Consider the following 20,466-nt stretch of genomic DNA (forward strand, 5'->3'; position numbering starts at 1 on the left):
GTAGCAGCAGCCATAGTCTAGAGGAGGTGGATTGTTCATGGCAGGATGGGCTATTGTATTATGTATGCACAATGGCCCATCAAGATACATAATTGTAGCCAAACCCTGCCAGTGGTCGAAGACCTTGGTAGTGGTTGAGCGATGGTAGAGGAGACTCACGTTCGACCACTACCAGGGTCTTCAACCACTGGCAGGGTTTGGCTGTTCAACAGCGTTAGCCACGCTTCGCGTACGTTGTTTTCTGCCAGCAAGGTCTTCGCTTTCAGGTGCAGCAGATCGGGCAGATACTGACAGCCATATCGTGCTTCATCGAAAAGATCGTTCAGGGTGCCAGAATCCCGGTATTCGTCTACTTCGGTCGCGGTTGGTAGCGCCGTGACACTTCCTAATTTGCCCAGGTCATTACCTGTCAGGATGGCACTGTTCCGGACGTCGGCGGGTAACTGGTCGATACCAACGCCCATTTGGGGACGCGCTACTTCAAACAGCGCATCGTGGTTGGCCCGCACATACCAGTCGCCACCGAGCCGTCCTACGAGATCTATTTTGTGGGGATCGACGAGACCCTTTTCGGTCAGAATAGTATCATGGACATGGGCCAGGATCACCTCGCAGACGACCAATGTGCCGGCCCCCGGTCCGTCGCCAACGGGTATCAGCTGCCGCACCACACATTCGAACGCGACGGGTGACTGCGCCACGCGGGGTGGGCGGACACGCTCCGAGGGTACTTCCGTAAATCCTGCTTTCGTGAATTCGCTCACGTGCCGGTCGAACTCGGCGCTGGCCAGAGATGTCTGCTCGACCATGGTATGGCTAACGACATTGACTACAACCTCCGGAACCTCTTCAACGTTGAGGAGGGAGTGTTTTTTGTGGCCGTGGCGGTTGCGGCTTGGCGAGAAAACCAGAATAGGCGGATTAAAGCCAAATACATTGAAAAAGCTGTAGGGGGCCAGATTGACGTGACCGTCGGCACTAACGGTACTAACGAACGCAATAGGCCGGGGCGCAACCGAACTGTTGAGGAGCCGGTAAAACTCGTGTGGCTGTAAGTCGGCAGGATCAATGGATTGGGTCATGGTAAAGAACCCGCAACCAGGCGGGCGTTGATGCGATAAAACAAAAATACAACCAGCATTCCCTATGAGCTTCTGGTTTGGCTGAATGGCCGGATACGCCGTCAGATCAGACCGGCGTTTTAGCCGCTGGCAATACGGTGCCACTCACCTCGCCCAAGTCGATACGCCGGCCGTGAGCAAACCCCCAGCCCCGCAGCGTAACGGTATCGCCATCCTGCAAAAAAGTGCGTATCGATCCATCGTGTTCGCCCACATCGGGCAGATGCAGGGGCCGTTTGCCATTTCCACTTAGTTCGAGCAGCGAACCATAGCTACCCGGCTCGACGCCTGAAATAGTGCCTGTGGCCAGCACATCACCAACGTTGAGGTTACAGCCGTTGCTGGTGTGATGGGCAATCAGTTGGGAAAAACTCCAGTACAGATACCGGGCATTGGAACGACTGATGACAACTTCAGTGCCGACCTTCGGCGGTCCTGCATTGGCAGAGGCATGGCTTCCCGACCCGTCGCTACGGCCACTGGCTGGTTGAAGGACCACTTCCAGGTTAAGATTGAAACAGGTGGGCAACTGACTGCCCCGTAAATAGGGGAGGGGGGCTGGCTCCTGCGTTGGGCCGGTTGTACGGAACGGCTCCAGATCGGCAAACGGTACAACCCAGGCCGACAAACTCGATCCGAAGTTTTTGCCCAGAAAAGGCCCCAGTGGCTGGTATTCCCACCGCTGAATGTCACGTGCCGACCAGTCGTTGAACAGCGTCACACCGAATATATAATCTTCTGCTTCATCGACCGGCACCGGCTCCCCCAGTGGATTACTTCTGCCGACGATCAGCCCAAGTTCCAGTTCGAAGTCGAGCGCCTGCGACGGGCCGAAAACGGGCTGGTTGTCTGGCCCCAGCCGTTGCCCGTTTGGTCGTCGTATCGGCGTCCCCGACACGACAATACTCGATGCCCGGCCGTGGTAAGCAACGGGTATGTGTCGGTAATTGGGCAACAGCGGGTCTGCGTCGGGCCGGAACAGTTTCCCCACGTTTTCTGCGTGGTGGATACCGGCGTAGAAGTCGGTGTAGTTGCCGATCTGGACCGGCAGGTGCAGGGTTGCCCGTGACTCGTGAATGAATACCTGCGTCCGAACGAGGTTCAGCGCGGCTTCGTCGTCGGCTAGCAGCTGGCGTATCCGCCCGTTTACAGCCTGCCACACAGGCTTGCCGGATGCAATGAAATCGTTTAGGGCCGATCGGGAGAAAACGGATGGATCGACCGGAAGGTCATCGAAAAAACCCAGTGCCCCAATGGCCGCGAGGTCGAGAATATGATCGCCGTATTTGTAGCCGGCATGTGGGCCGGACGGGTCGTAACTAAAAATTCCGTACATACATAAAGCCGTCCCCCGGGTCGGCCTGGAAAAATCTGTTTTTACACGCCGACCTGAGGAGACGGCCCTACTCGCTCACATTCTGATAGATAGAGTCCATGATCCGGACAAACTGCTGGTAATCATCGTCGCTCAGGTTGCCCCAGCCCTTGCGTCGCATGGCTGACACGACGGGCAGCACCTCGTGGTACTTGGCTTCACCGGTCTCGGTCAGGTATACCAGAAACTTGCGCCGGTCGGTGTCGGCCATACGTCGTTCGGTGAGCCCTTTCTGACTCAGCAGGTCGATGATCCGGGTTACCGTTGGTGCGTCTTTGGTTGTCATCTCCGAAATCGTATTCTGGCTGATGCCCGGATTACGGTAAAGGTGATCGATAACAACCCACTGGTCGACGGTGAGGTCGAAACCAGCGTCGGAAAACTGTTTCTGGAGGGCATTGCGAATTTTTTTGATTGTGGTATCAATCTTGAAAAAATACGCACGGCTGTCGGCAGGATGGGTCATTTGCAGTAAAACAGGATGCTGTCAACGGGTCACAGCAGGATGATAACCAGCAAAAATAGCCAATCTAACTTACTAACAACCCTTCCAGTGTCGCTTCAATTTCCGGTACCGACCTATACAGCTGCTCGTACGAGTCGATCACAAAATACTGCTGCTGATAGTGGTCGATAATGTAGGGCGTCTGAAGCAGCGTTGCCACGTCATAAGGCATTCGTGTCGGGATGTCGCTTTCCAGGCTATAGATCGTCTCGCCCGGCGACGACAGAATACCGCCCCCGTAGATGCGGAGGCCTTTCTGGCCGAGGGCCGCATCTTCCTGAATCAGTCCAAATTCGACGGTGTACCAGTACAGCCGTGAAATCATATCGATGGCTTCTTCATGATCCACGAACCGGAGGGCAATCCGGCTGAGGGCCGCCAGAAAATCGCAGAACGACTGGTTGGTCAGCACCGGTACATGGCCGAACGTGTCATGAAACATATCCGGTTCGGGCAGGTAGTCCAGCTGGTCGCGGGAGCGCAGCCAGGTCGTAGCCGGAAACTGCCGGTCGGCCATGAGTTCAAAGAATTCACGGTTACCGATCAGGCCCGGTACGGCCACCACGCGCCATCCTGTAAGCGGCAGCAGCCGCGGGTTGAGGTCGCGCTCGAAATCAGGGATACGTACGTTGGGAAACCCGGTTGCCACGATCCCGTCCATATAGGCCTGACTGGCCCGCCCCGGCAACTGCGCCATCTGCCGCTCAAAAAGCAGTTTCCAGACCGCCTGCTGATCGGGTGTATAGGTTGAATAGTTCTGGTTCATTTTTATAAGGGGGGAGGAAAGGAGGAGGGAGGAGAGGGACGAAGGGGAGGAGAGGGCTGCTACTGCGTAATCCCACTCGTCCCTTTCCTCCCTCCTCCTTTCCTCCCTCTTTTATAACGTTCCTCGTAGCGCCTGTTCGCGCTCGATGGCTTCGAACAGGGCCTTGAAATTGCCTTTCCCGAACGATTTGGCACCTTTGCGCTGGATGATCTCGAAAAACAGGGTAGGACGCGGACAAACGGGCTTCGTGAAAATCTGAAGCAGATACCCTTCGTCGTCGCGGTCAACGAGCACGCCCAGCTGCCGCAACGTGGCAATTTCCTCGTCAATAGGGCCGACGCGGCTTTGCAGGGTGTCGTAGTAAGCATCCGGAACCGTCAGAAACTCGACGCCCCGGTCGCGCAGGGACAGCACCGTTTCTACGATGTTATCCGTTGCCACGGCGATGTGCTGAATGCCCGGCCCTCCGTAGAAGTCGAGGTATTCTTCAATCTGTGATTTTTTCTTGCCTTCGGCCGGTTCGTTGATCGGGAATTTCACACGCCCGTTTCCGTTGCTCATGACCTTGCTCATCAGCGCCGTATAGTCAGTCGAAATATCTTTGTCATCGAAGGAAACGAGCTGCTGGAAGCCCATCACATCGCCGTAAAACTGCATCCAGGTGTTCATCTCGTTCCAGCCCACGTTTCCCACCATGTGATCGACGTATTTCAGGCCGACGTCAGCGGGGCGGTAGGTTGGGTTCCACGCCTGGTAGCCGGGCAGAAATAACCCGTCATAGGCGCTACGCTCCACAAACAGGTGGACCGTGTCGCCGTAGGTATGAATACCCGACCGCACCACATAACCCCTGTCGTCCTGCTCGCGGATAGGCTCCAGAAACGGTTTGGCACCCCGGCTTACCGTCTCGGCAAACGCCTTTGCTGCATCGTCGACCCAGAGCGCCACAACCCGTACCCCATCGCCATGCTTGTCGATGTGGCGTCCGATTTCGCTGTTGTCGTGCAGGGGTGATGTCAGTACCAGTCGGATTTTGCCCTGCTGTACTACGTAGGATTCGCGGTCACGCAGACCCGTTGCCAGGCCCGCATGGGCTACGGGCTGAAATCCGAAGGCAGTCTGGTAATAGTGGGCCGACTGCCGGGCGTTGCCCACATACATCTCGATGTAGTCGGTGCCGTTCAGGGGCAGGAAGTCGGCAAGGGTTGGTTTTTCGAGTTCGAGTGTTTCCATGGTCGTTTGTTGATGTTGTGTTTGAGGTCCCTCACCCCCGGCCCCTCTCCCTAGGGGAGAGGGGCCGGGGGTGAGGGCGGTCCGTCGGCTAAGAGCTAAAGCCACGAGCTGAAATAGGTACCGTCGTCGATAGCCACCGCCTGGCTGGTAAGCATCAGCGGCCGGAACGTGTCGACCATGACGGCATACTCGACAGTTTCTTTTTTGCCGATACTCCGTTCCATGGCACCGGGGGCGGGCCCGTGCGGAATACCGCCGGGATGCAGCGTGATGTGGCCCGGTGCAATGTCGTTGCGGGACATAAAATCTCCGTCGACATAATAGATAACCTCGTCGGAGTCGACGTTAGAGTGATTGTAGGGGGCCGGAATGGCGAGCGGGTGGTAATCGTACAGACGTGGCACGAACGAGCAGACGACGAACGCGTCGGTCTGGAACGTCTGGTGTACGGTTGGGGGTTGATGTACCCGTCCCGTAATCGGCTCGAAATTCTGGATGTTGAACGCATAAGGATAATTGTAACCGTCCCAGCCCACAACGTCGAAGGGGTGGCTGGCATACACCAGTGAATGCAGCGCGCCCTGTTTCTTGATCTTGATCAGAAAGTCGCCGGTCTCGTCGTGCGTTTCCAGGTCCTGCGGACGCCGTATATCGCGTTCGCAGAACGGAGCGTGTTCCAGCAGCTGACCGAAGTTATTCCGGTACCGTTTGGGAGTATAGATCGGCGAACGGGACTCTACATACAGCAGGCGTGTATCGGAACCGTCGAACGCAATCTGGTAGATCGTGCCGCGCGGAATGACCAGGTAATCGCCATAGCCGAACGGTATGGTACCGAACAGCGTCCGAAGTTTCCCCGAACCGCGATGTACGAACAGCAGTTCGTCGGAGTCGGCGTTTTTATAGAAATAATCCGCTTCTGTTTGCCCGCCCGGACTGGCTAGGCCAAAAATAAGGTCGTTGTTAACCAGTAGTGGGACACGGCTGTCCAGGAAGTCGGCGGCAGGAGGCACGTTAAAGCCGATCAGCTTCCGCGCGAGCATATTTTTTTCCACGGCCAGCGTCGGCGTCATATCTACACTATCCAATACGGCCCGTACCATCGTTGGGCGGTGAACGTGGTACATCAGCGACGACATGCCATCGAAGCCTACCGTTCCAAACAACTGCTCATAGTACAACGCTGGTCGATCCGACATAGCGCTGCCGGGCACCTCCATGCCAGGTTTAGCGAATTGGGTATGCCGTTTGGGGGGGATTCTGCCCAGTGTGTGGTAGAATGGCATATCGGTGGTGCCGATCGCGCCCGGCCGATCAACGAATTGCCAGCCGGGCGTGTCGGACTTTTTTTTGTTGATGAAATGAACAGTTGCCAAGACAACTATTGTCTTGCACAAAGTTATAGCAACAACGATAAAAATGGTATATTGGTTAGATTAAATTTTATAAAATCGTGAGTTTTGGTGTAAGGTTTACGATGAACCTATTTAGGGTTACTGGAATAAGGTGTCTGACGTATCCTGGACGGCCACGTCTGGGGGTAGTAAACAGGATTTATTCTTACCCGGACGTGGCCGTCCAGGATACGTCAGACACCTTGATGAGATAGAATTCAGGCCAGCGTTAAATCCTAAACAGCTTTGATGATAAATTGTATAAATGGCTGAGTTTTTGACCCATTTCGAAACCAATAGTACTGCATGGAGTTAATTTAATCAGGTGTACACATCAGCCATCGGTCTGGTAAATCCTGTCTGTACGAACCTTTTTCTTACTTTTGGCCGCGATACATCGGCTCAGGCCGATCCAACCAGTAAACTAAACCAATGCAACCTACTCTCTTGATTTTGGCGGCCGGTATGGGCAGCCGTTACGGCGGTGTCAAGCAGCTCGATCAGTTTGGGCCACACGGCGAAACCATTATCGACTATTCCCTTTTCGATGCCATTCGGGCCGGGTTCGGTAAGGTCGTATTCATCATCCGGGAAGAGTTACGGAGCGACTTCGAGGAGATTTTCGGTAGCAAACTGGCCGGGAAAATAGACGTCGACTACGCCATTCAAGCCCTCGACTCCTACGTTCCGGCCGAAGTGGGCGAGGTGAAACGGACAAAACCCTGGGGAACGGGCCATGCGATGCTTTGTGCCAAGAACCATACCGATACCCCTTTCGCCGTAATCAACGCCGATGACTTTTACGGACTCGAAGCGTTTCAACTGATCGGCGATTTTCTCCGTACCGATACGGACGATAACCTCCACGCCATGGTGGGTTACGAAGTAAAAAACACCTTGTCAACAAATGGTTCGGTGTCGCGGGGCGTTTGCGCCGTCGATTCATACGGCCATTTACTATCCGTGATCGAGCGGACAAAAATATACGAGCAGGCCGGTGAGACCGGAGGAAACCGGATTGTTTTTGAAGAAAGCGAAGGGCTGACTCCGCTGGAGCCGGAGACTCCCGTTTCGATGAACTTCTGGGGCTTCAAACCTACGGTGTTCCCGTTGCTGGAGCATCAGTTCGAGAGCTACGCCATTGCTAATATCAACTCGCCGAAGGCTGAGTTCTATATTCCAACGGTGATGACAACGCTCATTCAGACTGAAACGGGCCGTTGCAAAGTGTTCCGTAGCAAGTCGGCCTGGTTTGGTGTTACCTATCCCGAAGACAAACCAACGGTTCAGGAAGCGTTCAGGAAGCTACACGACACGGGAGCCTATCCGGATAAACTCTGGTAAAACGAGTTGGGGGCGTTAGAAGGCGGGAGAATCATCGATTTCCCGCCTTCTAACGCCCCCAACTCGTTTTGACTAACTGTTACGTTCGGGAAATTTCTCCACGATTCGCTCGGCTTCTTTTGTCAATTGAGCCGCAATTCGGGCTGGATCACCAATTGCGTTCTGAACGGAACCCCGCCAGACTAATTTGCGAGTTCTGGCGTCGACCATATCGACAACGAGCGTCCCCGCCTTGTAATCCTCCTGAACGGACTGCTGACCACCCCAGCCCCAGTAACCAGGTCCCCAGCCTCTGTAGCCCCAGCGGCCCCAGCCAGCATAAGGTCCATAAAACGCCGAACTAGGCGTGGATACGGTTCTGGTTTTATCTTCGACAAAAAAGTGATATCCGATCAGCAGGTCAGGGCGGGATTCGACCGGTTTCAGCCCTTTCTCGCTCAGAACTTTGCCCATGGTATTCTCTACGTTCTCCGTTGCCAGTGAATTGTAGAAAAGTGGGTTTTGCCCGGCTTTCACGTCGGAGTCCATCCAGGCAAACGTGCGGTATTTGTTGAAATCTGCCCGGCTGTTGCTGTCTACGACAACACGGGGCGCACACGAACCGATAGCCAGCGCCAGGCTGACTACCATCATTAGCTTCTTCATAACGTTTTGTTGTTTACTTACCTGTCAAACCAGGTCAGACAGGCAAAAGTTTGGCCGGAAATAGGCTACGGCCAACCCATAAACCCGTTATAATTTTACGGGTAAACCCGTTTTTGTCGACTCGTAGATAGCCTGGAACAGCGCTACTACCCGTCGCCCGTCGTCGCCCGTCACCAGGGGTGGCCGACCCTCCCGGATAGCGTCCCTGAAATCAGCAATCTGCAGGCCAAAAAAGTAGGTCATGGCATCGATGCTGTTGAAGAATTCGGTGTCTTCGGCCACAAACTGCGGTAGCGCTGTTTCCTCGCCCGGTACCGACCAGATATCGTTGACAGGTGGCTCGGTAATACTCGACCGGCCGGCAATGAACATCGATCCGCCGTCGGTCTGTACGCCCACCGACGCGCCATTCTGCCCATGAATATGTACTTTCCCGAACAGCCCCGGTTTCTGGGCATTGCTGACGACAATGTTGCCCAACCCACCGTTTTTGAATCGCACGATGGCCACCGCCGTATCCTCCACTTCGATATAAGGGTGGTTGATGTTGTTCCAGATGCCGAATACCGACTCGGCTTCACCCATGTACCACAGGAGCAGATCCAGCTGGTGGGGTGCCTGATTAACCAGAACTCCGCCCCCTTCACCCGACCAGCTACCGCGCCAGGGGTCGCTTTGGTAGTAGGCTTCATCGCGCCAGCCAAGCATCTGGATCGTACCGAGGGCCGGCGCGCCGATCTGGCCCGTATCGATAGCCTTCCGGATACGCATCGACGGCGCGTAGAACCGTCGCTGGCTTATCACCCCGAGCTGGCGGTTGTTACGACGAGCCGCTTCGATCATGGCGTCGCAGTCTTCGATCGAGGCCGCCAGTGGTTTTTCGACCAGCACGTGCGATCCGGCATCGAGGGCCGCCACGGCGGGGTCGCGGTGGGCGGGGTGTGGCGTACAGACGATGCATAGGTCGACATTTTCGCGATCGACCATATCATAAACGTCGCTGTAAGCACGAATGCCGTACTGGTTGGCAAATTCTTCTGCTTTCTGATAGGTTCGACCATAGACAGCCACCAGTTGGGTGTCGGGTGTTTCCAGAGTGGCCTTGGCGTGTAGATGCGCCACTTTGCCGGGGCCAATAATGGCGATGCGCAGGGGTTGAGGCATAACTTTTCTTACATACGTATGCCAACCTAATGACTGCACGCCGGGTCATCTACTCAACGAAAACTCAATTATATGAAACGGTGCGTGTTTTTCATCCTACTGACGACAATCATTCTCGGTTCATGCCAAAAAGACGGGCCAGTTGGTCCGCCCGATTTGCTGTACAAACGGTGGCACTTAACGCAAACCCGAACGCTGGATAGCAATGTTTGGCAATCCACAGATACAGATGCCTATTACACGGTTGAATACCAATCGGATGGCACACTGGTTTACCAACGAAATAGTGTCATGACCCAGGCCAATTGCTGCGCTCCCACCACGTTCAATCGCCAGAGAGAGACGATCAATTATAGAGAATGGAAATTTTGTTCGAATGCCTACTGTGCAACGACCAAGCTGGTAACCATCAATCAACTTACTGAAACGGTACTGGAGTTAAACGATGGCTACAGGATCAGTCAATATGAAGCGGCCAGGTAAATGCCGTTTGCAATAATGAAATTTCATGTATCAGTGATAGTATACATTTTTTTGCTAAAATGCGGGCGCAACGTAACACGCCTGATTACATGAAAGGAGTAGCCGCTTTTTTGCTGATTATCTTCACACTGGTTAACGCATCAGGGCAAACAGCCACCCTTTCTACTATTCGTACGAAGCAGAATAGAATCGTTATGTATATAGATGGTGAACGGACATCTTTTAACGGTGTCAACGACGCGCCTAAAGATTTTCACTACAATTTTGCGTTGGAGAAACCCTCTATTCCCTTTATTCTGGTTTCCGAAAAAGATTCTGTTTCACTGACTCTGAACTATGGGGTTATCACTCATTTTCAGATAATACGTGAAGCCAAAGGTGACACGTTACAGGGTCATTTCACCAGTCATAAACTGGTGAAAAAAGCCGTCTTTTCGGATGCCTACAAAAAAGTAAATGAGGGCAAAACGCTGGTTGAAATACCCGAAGTCTACGAACTTATCAATGTGGTTTTTGCCCTCACCGACTACGGAAAAACGGATGCTATTGATAAAGACACGGAGTATTATCCTCAGGTTATGAGCCATTTTTCGCCTTATAAAAATCACCCGGTGGTTCGTACTATAGATTCCCTACTGCGTGCTTCAGCAGATAATTACGCTCCGCTTAAGATGGATGGGTATGCTTACTCGTTTCAGGGTGACAAACTTGTAAAAAGCCCTATATATGACCGAATCAGTTGGGGAGAGTTGAATCGGTTAACTCCTTATGTCCCCCTGCTGGAAAGCTTTGCCCGTAAATCCCGCTTTCGGTCGTTTTTCAAGGCTCATACTCCCTACTACACCAAATTAATCTCTGATTTTCAGAAAAGGGTGAATGTGGCCACCATGAAAACCTGGTTGGAAAAGCAGTTTCCGGCAACTCATTACTCGGCCGTGAAAATGCTGTTTACACCGCTGGTGGGCAGCAACCAATCAGCCAATAATTTTGAAGATAACGGATTTAAAGAGGCTCAGGCTCACATCAATTACCCGTTCATCAGCAAAGCGTTGGTGGCTCAACCTGAAGACGTTATTCGGGGCAGACAGATGGTTATTGCGTTTACTGAATTGAACCACAGCTACCTGAATCCCGAAGCTGATAAATACGCCCGAGATGTGTCAGCCGCCTACAAAAATAGGGTCGCCTGGATTACTTCCAACACGCCTTCCAGTAATTATGACAATCCCCTTTCCTGTTTTGAAGAGTACATGAATTACGGCCTTGTTACCTTATTATTTGCCGACTTATTTGACACAAAAACCTTCACAACGCTCAATGAAGGCATTGAATCCAACATGGTTGCCAGCCGGGGTTTTCGGAAGTTTCACGAGTTCAACCAGGAGCTGCTTCGCTTGTATAAAAATAAAGAGCCGGGTCAAACCGTCGCCGATTTGTACCCGGCTATCATAGCGTGGGCCGCTAAACAATGATTATGGTTTTAAAACAACCTTGATCAATCCTTTCTCTTTTTCGTAGAGCCGTTTGAACCAGTCGGCCCCTTCGCTCAGTGGTACTTCGGCACTTAAAATAGCTTCGACGTTGATGCGGCCGGACGAGATCAGGCTCAGGGCCGCTTCGTACTCGCCGTTGATCGCACACGAACCCTGTAGTCGCAGCTGCCGCGTCACAACTGCCTGTAGAGGAATCTCAACCGTAGGAGCCAGATTGCCCACCAGCGTAACCGTTGCGCCTTTTCGAACGCAGTCGATCGCCGTCTTTACGGTTGGACCCGCCCCAACGACCTCGAACGAAACATCGGCTCCGCGTCCATGCGTAAGCGCCTGGACCTGTGCCTGAACGTCTGCTCCTTTGGCATTAATGGTGTGCGTTGCGCCGAGCGTTTTAGCCAGAGCCAGCCGGTCGTCGTCGAGGTCAATGGCGACGATAGTACCGCACCCGGCGAGTTTCAGCGCCTGGATGACGAACAGACCAATCATGCCCGACCCAACAACCGCTGCCGAATCGTTGACTTGAAGGGGAGTCAGGCTTACGGCATGCAGCGCCACAGCCACCGGCTCGACCAGGGCCGCCTGCGTGAACGTAACATTGTCGGGGATGGCATACAGAATGTGCTGCGGGATGGCAACGAACTCTGCGAAAGCGCCATTACGTTTGAAATCGGGCGTCGACACACCCACAACTTCACGGCCGTCGCTGAGGTTATACTGTCCCCGGCGGCTGTACCAGTCATCGAGCGCGTATACTGTCGAGTCGAAGGTGACCCGGTCGCCGGTGGCCCAGCCGTGTACGTCGGTGCCCACTTCGGCAATGATGCCGCTGGCTTCGTGGCCCATCGTGATGGGCGGAATCCGCCGGCCGCTGCTGCCATCCATGCCGTGAACATCGGAACCGCAGATGCCTACGGCCTGTACCCGCACCAGTACTTCATGGGGCCGGATGGTTGGTTTGGCTACGTCCTGTAGCTCAAAGTGGTTGTATTCGGTAAGAACGAGTGCTTTCATAGGTAATGCGGAGACGTCCCCGGCCACGTTACTTTTGGTATATTCTGATAAACGCCTGGGCAGGTACCTGATCGTAGTTGCCCCGTTGCAGGTGTGGGTTGATTTCGTAGGTAACGACTTCGTCCATAGCATCGGGCATTTCGCCGAATAACGCATTGGATGCCGAGGCCGTATACTTCTTTTTGGTCCAGATAAGCCGATGCTCCGGGTCTTTGCCCCAGGCCGGGTTGTCGCCCAGTATTAACTGGATTTTGGCCCAATCATTAAAAAAATATTCCTGAAGCAGCGGTATAACCTGGTCGCGAAACGCACCGCAGAGGTCAGTATGGTTGGCAACTGCGGTCAGGTACGCATGGCCGATCTGGTGGTCCCGGTCAAGCAGGTACTCGATCCGCTCGTTGACGGTTCGCAGTAGCTGGGGCAGATCGATTCCGTCGATAACGGGCAGCACCGATGGGTCGGGACGCATGTCGCGGAACGCAAACCGGCGTCGCAGGGCAATATCCAGCAAGGCAATAGACCGGTCGGTGGTGTTCATCGTGCCCACGACATAGAGGTTGGACGGCACGCCAAACCGCTCCTGCGAGTAGGGGAGGGTGAGCCACAGTTCGTTGTCGGCACCGAGCCGTTTGTCGGTTTCGAGCAGCGTAATAAGGTCTCCGAATACGCTGGCAACGTTGGCCCGGTTCACTTCGTCGATGAGCAGGTAGTGCACCGGGGCTTTCTGAAGTTTCCGGACGCGGTTTTCGGGCGTATCGTTCAGGCAATCGGCCAGTGTGGCGTAGCCTGCCAGTTGCACTGCCGACACGCAGGCGCGGTGGAAAATTCCTTTCCGAACGCGGTAGCTTACCTGCCCGCCAACCACTTCCGGCCGGATGCCTTCCACAAACTCTTCATAACTATAAGCCGGGTGAAAGGTGATGAGACTGGCCCGGTCCGAAGCGCCGTTCCGGTCGCGCAGGTACGGCTGTAGCGCAAACGTTTTGCCGGTGCCGGGTGGCCCAACCAGGATGAGGTTGTGCGGCTGGTCGGGTCGTTCGGCAACCACATCATAAGCCGTTTCGGGTTCTGCTGCGCTATAATCGTTCGAGGGACTATCGCCAAGTGTGGGGTCGTCGACGAGCCGGAGCAGGTCGCTCAGAAACGCTTCATCTTCGGCTGCCAGGTAAATATCGGCGTTATGCCGGGCCGAATGCGGACCACGTTTCGGTGTTTCGGCGAGTTCGGGCAGGCAGTCTTCCCAGCATTTGCGGATGGCCGGGTTCTGGAGCAGGTGGGCGTCAGAATGGCCGATCACGACCGATACATAATCGGACTTTTCCGTTAGCGGGACAAAGTCTATTTCGCGGATAGCGCTCAACTGACTCTGACATCCTTTTTTGATGGTAAGCCAGTACTCGACTTCGCCCCGGTTGGGCTTTACCAGTTGTAGTGCCAGGAAAAAGTTGATATTTGCCGTTATTGCTTTCTGACCTTTCCGAACCGTAAATACCAGTCGGGCGTCGCCGTTGGGCAGGTTAATAATGTCGATAAGCTCCTTGAGCAAGCTAAAAAAACGCCGGACGGCTTCGGGGTGGCCGATGTCGCGGATTCGTTCGATCAGGGGCTGCGGCTGGGTGTCGGTTAGCACGATACGAGAAAAATGGAAGGGACGAAACTACAAAAAAATTGACGGTATGCTCTGTGTTAGTTTAGCCCTTCCCTGTACATTTACTGTTTGTATTCCAACCGCCTATGAAACGGAACTCGTTACTGATTCAACTTTTCGTGCCTGTATTGGTAACGGTAATTTTTGCCTGTAAACACCGACCCGATCCTCAACCTGCCACTTGCCAGTTAACGAGTACGACCGATCAGCTGATAGAAGCCAACGGGCGTTTGACCGACGAGTTACAACGTACGTTTACCTATGCAAACGCTTTAGTAACGTCTATCGCCGAACGATCGACCAGTCAGGAGGCCGGTTTTTTAATCGAACGGGCCAGCCAGCGCGTTGTTCGGGCCGCAAACGGGTCAACACTCATCTTACTGGGCTATACATCGGGAACAACCCAGCCTACCAGTGCTACCTTCAGCCAGGGGGGCAGAACAAGTTCGACCTATGCGATGGAATACAATTCGTCCGGCCGTATGAGCCGTATTGTCGAAAGGTGGTCGGTATTGCCTGCCAACTCACTGACGGTGGAGCGGTCGTTTACGTTCACGTACGATAACGCCGGCAACCTCACCACCGAACGTGTCCGGTTCACGCTACTCGACGGGGCAGTGGTTGAGCAGGAAACGGAATACACGCTGGAGTCGAAACCATCGCCTTATACGCACTTTTCCGAGCGTGCCCTGCTGACGGTAGTGGCCCTGACCCAAAGCGTCGAGACGCGTCCGGGGCGGTTCTGGCACCTCACCGCACCAGCAGCCTACAAATCGTACAACATGGCTGGCAGCGGCATCCGGGGCAACCTGCGCGAGTCCTCGACGTTTGCCACGACCTACGATACCGATAGTAAGTTGATGAGCCAGGAGCAAAACGCGTTGCTGTATCAGTTGAGCGTTCCGGCACCCATCACGAAGCGAAACCGGCAGGCATTCAGCTACCAGTGTAATTGAGGGGGGAGTTACAGACGATCTAAGCCAGATAGCTACCGATTTAAACTACGCCTGAAGCTACTATTCATGAACAAGTACATCTACGTTGTTCAACTCAACAAAGCTATGGTGTTCAAACAGCGCGTCGATGGTCTCAATCGACTGTCGGAAAAGATCGAGTAGTACCCTGTTTTTGATGTTACCCGTTGTTAATAAAAGCAATCTGGGCGGTTGCCTGAATAGTAAATAGCTGTCCTGAAAGTCGGAGTCTTTGGTAATAACAATTCGACTTTCCCGGGTTGCCAGCGCCCTTAGGCTAGTGTCGCTTGTCTCGGCTTTGTCGGGCAAATCATCGGTATGAACAACGTCGTAGCCCTTTTGTCGTAGCACTTCAGCCAGTAAATAAGGAAGTTGGGCATCGACGAGGTAGGTCATGCCAATACCCGATGAATGCTTTTAATTCGTGTTAATCGGGTTGCATAGACCAGACAGGCCCGAATATCATCGTCTTCCAGCACCGGGTAATCGGCCAGAATCTCCTGGTGTGTCATTCCCGCCGAGAGCAGGTCGAGGATCAACTCAACCGGATAGCGTTTATTGCGGATTGTTGGCTTCCCATGACATATATCCGGGTTGAGCGTGATACGCTGGAGCAGATCGTTTTCCATGACTATTGGTTTCATCGATAACGCAATGTAGATCAAATTCATTTACGCCAGATAGCTGCCGATGCTGACCACGTCGGCGAAGACGCCCGAAGCCGTCACTTCGGCACCGGCACCGGGCCCTTTTATCACCAGCGGTCGCTCTTTGTAGCGTTCTGTCGTGAACGAGACAATGTTGTCCGAGCCGGACAGCATGTAGAACGGATGCTCCGGCCCAACCGACCGTAGTTCGATCACGGCTTTGTTGTTTTCGAAACCCGCCACAAACCGCAGCTTTTCGCCCCTTGTTTCGGCGCTGGTCAGCAGGGCTTCGAAATAGGCGTTGTTGCGCTCAAGCTCGTCGAAAAAGGCCGGTATCGTCGGGGCCGACAGGCACGAATCGGGCAGGAGGTTGTTGATCGTAACGTCTTCGGGTTCGAGTGGGAAACCGGCCTCTCGGGCCAGGATCAGAATTTTTCGGGCTACATCCTGCCCGCTCAGGTCGTCGCGCGGGTCGGGTTCGGTATAGCCTTTCTCTTTGGCTTCGCGAACGACATCGGCAAACGAAGTACCTATCCGGAAGGTGTTGAAAATGTACGACAGCGTGCCTGATAAAATCGCTTCGATCTTCAGAAACCGGTCGCCGGCCGTCATCAGCCCCTGCACCGTATTGATGATGGGCAGTCCGGCACCCACGTTGGTTTCGTAGAGGAACTTGACACCCCGGTTCAGGGCTGTTCGCTGTAACCGCCGGTACTCGCTGTAAGGGCCGGAGTTAGCCACCTTGTTGGGCGTCACGACCGAGATATTGGCGTCGAGGAGCGACTCGTAGAACTGAACGATGTCTTTGTCCGACGTGCAGTCGATGAAGACTGAGTTAGGTAAGTTATAGTCTTTTATCTTCTCCACGAAAGCGGGCAGCGACGTGGTAACCCCTTCGGTCAGCAGACGCTCCTGCCACGAGTCGAGGTCGATACCCCGGGGGGCAAGCAGCATCTTGCGGGTGTTGGTCATGCCTACTACGCACACCTTCAGCAACTTCTCGGTGCGCAGGAATTCGTTCTGGTCGAAGATCTGTTTGAGCAGCGTTTTCCCAATCAGGCCCGTTCCGACCAGGTACAAGTTCAGCACCCGCGCTTCCGATTGGAAGAAGATGTTATGCAGGGCGTTGAGGGCTTTGGACAGGTTGTTTTTGTTGATGACCACCGAGATGTTGATCTCCGACGATCCCTGGGCTACGGCCACGATATTGACCCCGTTCTTACCCAGCACCGAAAACAGCTTGCCGGCAATACCTGAGCTTTTGCGCATGCCTTCACCCACTGTGGCAATGACCGACAGGTCCCGCTCGATGGCGATATTGTCGATATGACCGTGGGCGATTTCGGTGGCGAATTCTGCATCCAGCACCGCTTTTACGTTCTCGGCCCCGCGCGGGTCGATGGCAAAGCAGATCGAATGTTCCGACGAAGCCTGCGAAATCAGGATAACGCTGATCTTGTGTGCGGCCAGTACCCCGAACAGCTTGGCCGACACACCAGCCACGCCAATCATACCGGAGCCCTGGACGTTTACCAGCGCGATATCGTCGATACTCGAAATACCCGTGATCGTGTATTGCCGCCGTTCGGCCGTTCGGCTTACGAGGGTGCCTTCGTGCGTGGGGTTGAACGTGTTCAGCACCCGGATAGGAATATTTCGGGCGAAAGCGGGTTGCAGACTAGGGGGATAAATCACCTTGGCGCCAAAATGGCTCAACTCCATGGCTTCGGCATAGGTGATGGTCGGGATGTTGAACGCGTTGGGCACCTTGCGCGGGTCGGCCGTCATCATACCGTCGACATCGGTCCAGATATCGATCATGTCGGCGTTCAGGGCGGCACCAATGATGCTGGCGGTATAATCCGAACCACCCCGGCCCAGGGTCGTCGTCTCGTTCTTTTCGGTCGAGCCGATGAATCCCGTAATCAGCTGCACCGGTGCACCGGCAGTACCGGCTACTTTATCGAAGTGTGCTTTTACCAGTTCATTGGTCAGCGTATAGTTGACGCCCGCCTGCCCGAACTGAGCATCGGTTTTGATGATGGTGCGGGCGTCGAGGAACTGGGCGGGAATACCCCGGCTTTTTACACATTCGGCGATGATCGTGGTAGCCAGCCGCTCACCGAAACTGGTGATGAGGTCGTGGGTGCGCAGGGTCAGTTCCCGAATGAGCGATACGCCCCGCAGCAGATCTTCGAGCTCGTTGATGATACCCCGGATATGGGCTACCACCTTACCCTGCTCTTTGACCGGAATCAGGGTTTTAACGATGTTGAAATGCCGGTCTTCGATGCGCCGGACCAGTTCCATGTAATCGGTTTCGCCCGTGATGGCCATACGTCCAATTTCGATCAGCTGGTTGGTAACCCCTCCCATAGCCGAGAACACAACGGCAATTGACGTGTCGTTCTGCCGGTGCTGTTCAATGATCGCAATAACTTGTTTGATGCTCTCTACCGAGCCAACGGACGTACCACCGAATTTGAGAATGTGCATTGTTACGGGCAAATAAGTGAATAAGCGAGCTACACCCGCTTTGGAGGTAGACCGCTGTTCTGCAAACTAATCAGGAAGTTGTTGTTGATGGGTATTTAACGGGCGCAAAGATAACCATGCCGGGCATTACCGCGTCAAACCGGACAGTATTGTCTATCTAACAAACCAGTTTGCATGAAAAAGTTGGTAGTCATAGCCAGTCTTTTCCTGTTTGCTTTTTCCTGTTCAGCCGCAACTGGGTACAGCCGGATGTGGCCGGTCCGGCCCGTGATTCGCTACGGGTGCGTATGGTAAAAGACGGGCTGACAAATGGCTACGGACGACTGCGGGATTTGTGTATCGCCCCGAACGGAAAGTAAACGGAAAAGTATACGTAGCGATAAATAACACGCAGCAGGATAAAATTCCTGAGATTTCAGTAGCACACATTCCCAACTGACGCCCCAACGGCGGGTGCTCACAACCACGTAACCTTCAGCAACGATACGCCCTGGCGTGGTAGCCGGAATGAGACCGTTGTCCGGCCGTTTTCGACAGCAATCGATGTGGGGTTGCCCATCGGCTGCAACTGACCAGCCTTTTCGAGTTCGGTAACCTGCGCGGGTGTCGGTTTCTGGGGCGAACCCATTTTCTTCCAGACTTCGTAGGCGTTGCTGAATTGGTTGTCAATCCGGTAGTGGACCAGTTGCGCCCTTCGCCCCGGAATACCGTTTATGGTTACCGTAACCGGCGAGTCGGGGGCGGGTACGGTATCGTCGTGGTAGTTCCAGACCATGATCGCAGCCGACCGGGCGTCTGTCGATGCCAGCGCATTGATGTCGGGTTCGGCCCGAACGCTTTTATCCCGTATGGTTGCATAATCGTAGGCCGTACCGGGCGTGACGGCGACCCGGTTGCCGGTCATCAGGCCAAACATGCGAAAAACGTTCAGGACGGGTTTGTCAACGCCGTTGGTAGCCAGATCGCGGAACCCCCGGAACCAGGGCTGGTCCTCAAACTCGAACGCCCAGGTAACCGCACCCAGCAGGTTGACACCCCGCGCCGTGGCCAGATCATATTTTCGGGCGAACGAAGCCGCCGTATAGCTGGAGTACATGGTGCCGTTTCGATAGGCGTTCTGGGGGTGAAAATCCTCCGAGCAGGCGGCACAGCCCTCCGGGTCCGACTCCCCGATGATAATCGGCAGCTGTTTCAGGGAGGGGTAGGACGCCACGATTTTGAACCCTTCGTCGATATCGCGCAGTTGCTTGCCCATGTTCATCTGAACGGCCCCGTTCACGACTTTGGGCTCTCCCTTGGCATGAAACGTAATGAAGTCGAGCGGAGCACCGGTTTGTCCGGTCGCGTAGTTTTTGCCGCTGACGATATGGTCCAGAAATGTTTTCAGGAACGTGGCCGACTTATCCCAGGCAGGTCCGGTCACTTCCGGTCCACCGATCTTAGCCGTTGGCAAGGCCCGTCTGACCGCATCGGCGGTGTAGTCGTAGAGCTTGATATATTCTTCCGTTGTTCCTTTCCAATAACCGATATTCGGCTCGTTCCAGAGTTCCCAGTACCAGCTTTCCACTTCTTTTTGGCCATACCGGGAAACGGAGTGCCGAACCCACTGGTAAACCAGTTCGCTCCACTTTTTGTAATCCTTTGGCGGATAAGCCCAGCCCGTGTAAATGTCGTTGTATTGATTACCGGGACTCCAGTTGTGCCGGTAAGGGGTTGGGTGGGTGGATAGGGCTTCGGGCATGAAGCCGATCTGGGCAATGGGCTTCATGCCGCGCTCAATGTAGGTGTCGAAAATCTTGTCGATGATCGTCCAGTCATAAACAGGCTTGCCGGCCGCATCTTCCGTATAAGCATTGGTCGATCCCCATTTCAGGGCGGGCGTGCCGTCGCCGGTGACCAGCAGGCTGTGTGCCCTGACATTGACGGGTACCGGACTTAGTTTGGCCAATTCCGACAGCAGTTTTTTACCATCTTTCATATAGGTGTAGTTTGGCTCATCATAGCCAAACCACGCCCATATGGGACGCATGGGTCCTGTCTTTTTCGTTATGTCGACCCCTATGGCAATCGGGGTTTCGGTCTGACTGTAACCGACTGAGGCCGAGAGGAAGAAGAATACCCAAATTCGGAATACGATAGCGTTCACGGGCTTACTGCAGGATAAGTA

19 protein-coding genes are annotated in these 20,466 nt (G+C 54.2%); 5 read left to right on the top strand and 14 right to left on the bottom strand.

Annotated elements, in window-relative coordinates:
* Positions 1–155: 155 nt before the first annotated feature.
* From FH603_RS08910 to FH603_RS08935, 6 genes are all read right to left on the bottom strand, one after another.
* On the bottom strand, positions 156–1,082 hold the full coding sequence (locus tag FH603_RS08910) for a flavin reductase family protein (protein ID WP_186737126.1): 927 nt from the start codon (positions 1,080–1,082) through the stop codon (positions 156–158).
* 106 nt (positions 1,083–1,188) lie between these two features.
* Positions 1,189–2,457, bottom strand: a complete 1,269-nt coding sequence (gene fahA, locus FH603_RS08915) for a fumarylacetoacetase (protein WP_186737127.1) — start codon at positions 2,455–2,457, stop codon at positions 1,189–1,191.
* A 67-nt stretch (positions 2,458–2,524) separates the two neighbouring features.
* Positions 2,525–2,962: a MarR family winged helix-turn-helix transcriptional regulator gene (locus FH603_RS08920; RefSeq protein WP_186737128.1), complete on the bottom strand. Its 438-nt coding sequence runs from the start codon at positions 2,960–2,962 to the stop codon at positions 2,525–2,527.
* Positions 2,963–3,026: 64 nt separating this feature from the next.
* Complete coding sequence (gene phhA, locus FH603_RS08925) at positions 3,027–3,767, bottom strand: phenylalanine 4-monooxygenase (protein ID WP_186737129.1); 741 nt, start codon at positions 3,765–3,767, stop codon at positions 3,027–3,029.
* Positions 3,768–3,878: 111 nt separating this feature from the next.
* Positions 3,879–5,000, bottom strand: a complete 1,122-nt coding sequence (gene hppD, locus FH603_RS08930) for a 4-hydroxyphenylpyruvate dioxygenase (RefSeq protein WP_186737130.1) — start codon at positions 4,998–5,000, stop codon at positions 3,879–3,881.
* Between the two features lie 95 nt (positions 5,001–5,095).
* A complete protein-coding gene (locus FH603_RS08935; RefSeq protein WP_186737264.1) occupies positions 5,096–6,286 on the bottom strand; it encodes a homogentisate 1,2-dioxygenase in 1,191 nt (396 codons plus the stop codon).
* 540 nt (positions 6,287–6,826) lie between these two features.
* On the opposite strand from FH603_RS08935, the gene FH603_RS08940 reads away from it, so the two are divergent.
* Positions 6,827–7,738 carry a nucleotidyltransferase family protein gene (locus FH603_RS08940; RefSeq protein WP_186737131.1) on the top strand — a complete coding sequence of 304 codons (912 nt, stop codon included), beginning with the start codon at positions 6,827–6,829 and terminating at the stop codon, positions 7,736–7,738.
* A 72-nt stretch (positions 7,739–7,810) separates the two neighbouring features.
* On the opposite strand, the gene FH603_RS08945 is transcribed toward FH603_RS08940, so the two are convergent.
* Positions 7,811–8,383, bottom strand: a complete 573-nt coding sequence (locus tag FH603_RS08945) for a DUF4136 domain-containing protein (protein WP_186737132.1) — start codon at positions 8,381–8,383, stop codon at positions 7,811–7,813.
* An 87-nt stretch (positions 8,384–8,470) separates the two neighbouring features.
* Positions 8,471–9,547 (bottom strand): Gfo/Idh/MocA family protein, encoded by a 1,077-nt coding sequence (locus FH603_RS08950; protein ID WP_186737133.1) that lies wholly within the window; start codon positions 9,545–9,547, stop codon positions 8,471–8,473.
* Positions 9,548–9,631: 84 nt separating this feature from the next.
* Between FH603_RS08950 and FH603_RS08955 the strand changes: the two genes are divergently transcribed.
* Together FH603_RS08955 and FH603_RS08960 are read left to right on the top strand one after the other, a co-directional pair.
* On the top strand, positions 9,632–10,030 hold the full coding sequence (locus FH603_RS08955) for a hypothetical protein (protein WP_186737134.1): 399 nt from the start codon (positions 9,632–9,634) through the stop codon (positions 10,028–10,030).
* A 59-nt stretch (positions 10,031–10,089) separates the two neighbouring features.
* Positions 10,090–11,502: a DUF4932 domain-containing protein gene (locus FH603_RS08960; RefSeq protein WP_186737135.1), complete on the top strand. Its 1,413-nt coding sequence runs from the start codon at positions 10,090–10,092 to the stop codon at positions 11,500–11,502.
* On the opposite strand, the gene FH603_RS08965 is transcribed toward FH603_RS08960, so the two are convergent.
* Both FH603_RS08965 and FH603_RS08970 read right to left on the bottom strand, forming a co-directional pair.
* Positions 11,503–12,534 carry a galactitol-1-phosphate 5-dehydrogenase gene (locus tag FH603_RS08965; protein ID WP_186737136.1) on the bottom strand — a complete coding sequence of 344 codons (1,032 nt, stop codon included), beginning with the start codon at positions 12,532–12,534 and terminating at the stop codon, positions 11,503–11,505. It abuts the gene before it with no gap.
* A gap of 28 nt (positions 12,535–12,562) precedes the next feature.
* Positions 12,563–14,164 (bottom strand): McrB family protein, encoded by a 1,602-nt coding sequence (locus tag FH603_RS08970; protein WP_186737137.1) that lies wholly within the window; start codon positions 14,162–14,164, stop codon positions 12,563–12,565.
* Positions 14,165–14,268: 104 nt separating this feature from the next.
* Between FH603_RS08970 and FH603_RS08975 the strand changes: the two genes are divergently transcribed.
* Positions 14,269–15,138, top strand: a complete 870-nt coding sequence (locus tag FH603_RS08975; RefSeq protein ID WP_186737138.1) for a hypothetical protein — start codon at positions 14,269–14,271, stop codon at positions 15,136–15,138.
* A gap of 60 nt (positions 15,139–15,198) precedes the next feature.
* On the opposite strand, the gene FH603_RS08980 is transcribed toward FH603_RS08975, so the two are convergent.
* The 3 genes from FH603_RS08980 to thrA are packed head-to-tail and all read right to left on the bottom strand — an operon-like array spanning position 15,199 to position 18,299.
* The gene (locus tag FH603_RS08980; protein ID WP_186737139.1) at positions 15,199–15,552 is read right to left on the bottom strand and encodes a DUF5615 family PIN-like protein; all 354 of its coding nucleotides are present in this window, start codon (positions 15,550–15,552) and stop codon (positions 15,199–15,201) included.
* Complete coding sequence (locus FH603_RS08985; RefSeq protein WP_394366392.1) at positions 15,549–15,800, bottom strand: DUF433 domain-containing protein; 252 nt, start codon at positions 15,798–15,800, stop codon at positions 15,549–15,551. The genes FH603_RS08980 and FH603_RS08985 overlap by 4 nt, the downstream gene beginning before the upstream one ends.
* Before the next feature lie 27 nt (positions 15,801–15,827).
* Positions 15,828–18,299, bottom strand: coding sequence for a bifunctional aspartate kinase/homoserine dehydrogenase I (thrA, locus tag FH603_RS08990; RefSeq protein ID WP_186737140.1), 2,472 nt, complete (start codon positions 18,297–18,299; stop codon positions 15,828–15,830).
* Between the two features lie 170 nt (positions 18,300–18,469).
* Here thrA and FH603_RS08995 point away from each other — a divergent pair, with 170 nt between their 5' ends.
* Positions 18,470–18,658 carry a hypothetical protein gene (locus FH603_RS08995; protein ID WP_186737141.1) on the top strand — a complete coding sequence of 63 codons (189 nt, stop codon included), beginning with the start codon at positions 18,470–18,472 and terminating at the stop codon, positions 18,656–18,658.
* A gap of 98 nt (positions 18,659–18,756) precedes the next feature.
* On the opposite strand, the gene FH603_RS09000 is transcribed toward FH603_RS08995, so the two are convergent.
* Positions 18,757–20,436 carry a GH39 family glycosyl hydrolase gene (locus tag FH603_RS09000; RefSeq protein WP_394366393.1) on the bottom strand — a complete coding sequence of 560 codons (1,680 nt, stop codon included), beginning with the start codon at positions 20,434–20,436 and terminating at the stop codon, positions 18,757–18,759.
* Positions 20,437–20,466 lie beyond the last annotated feature (30 nt).

Source organism: Spirosoma utsteinense (assembly GCF_014282275.1).
In the GTDB taxonomy this organism is placed as follows: Bacteria; Bacteroidota; Bacteroidia; order Cytophagales; family Spirosomataceae; genus Spirosoma; species Spirosoma utsteinense.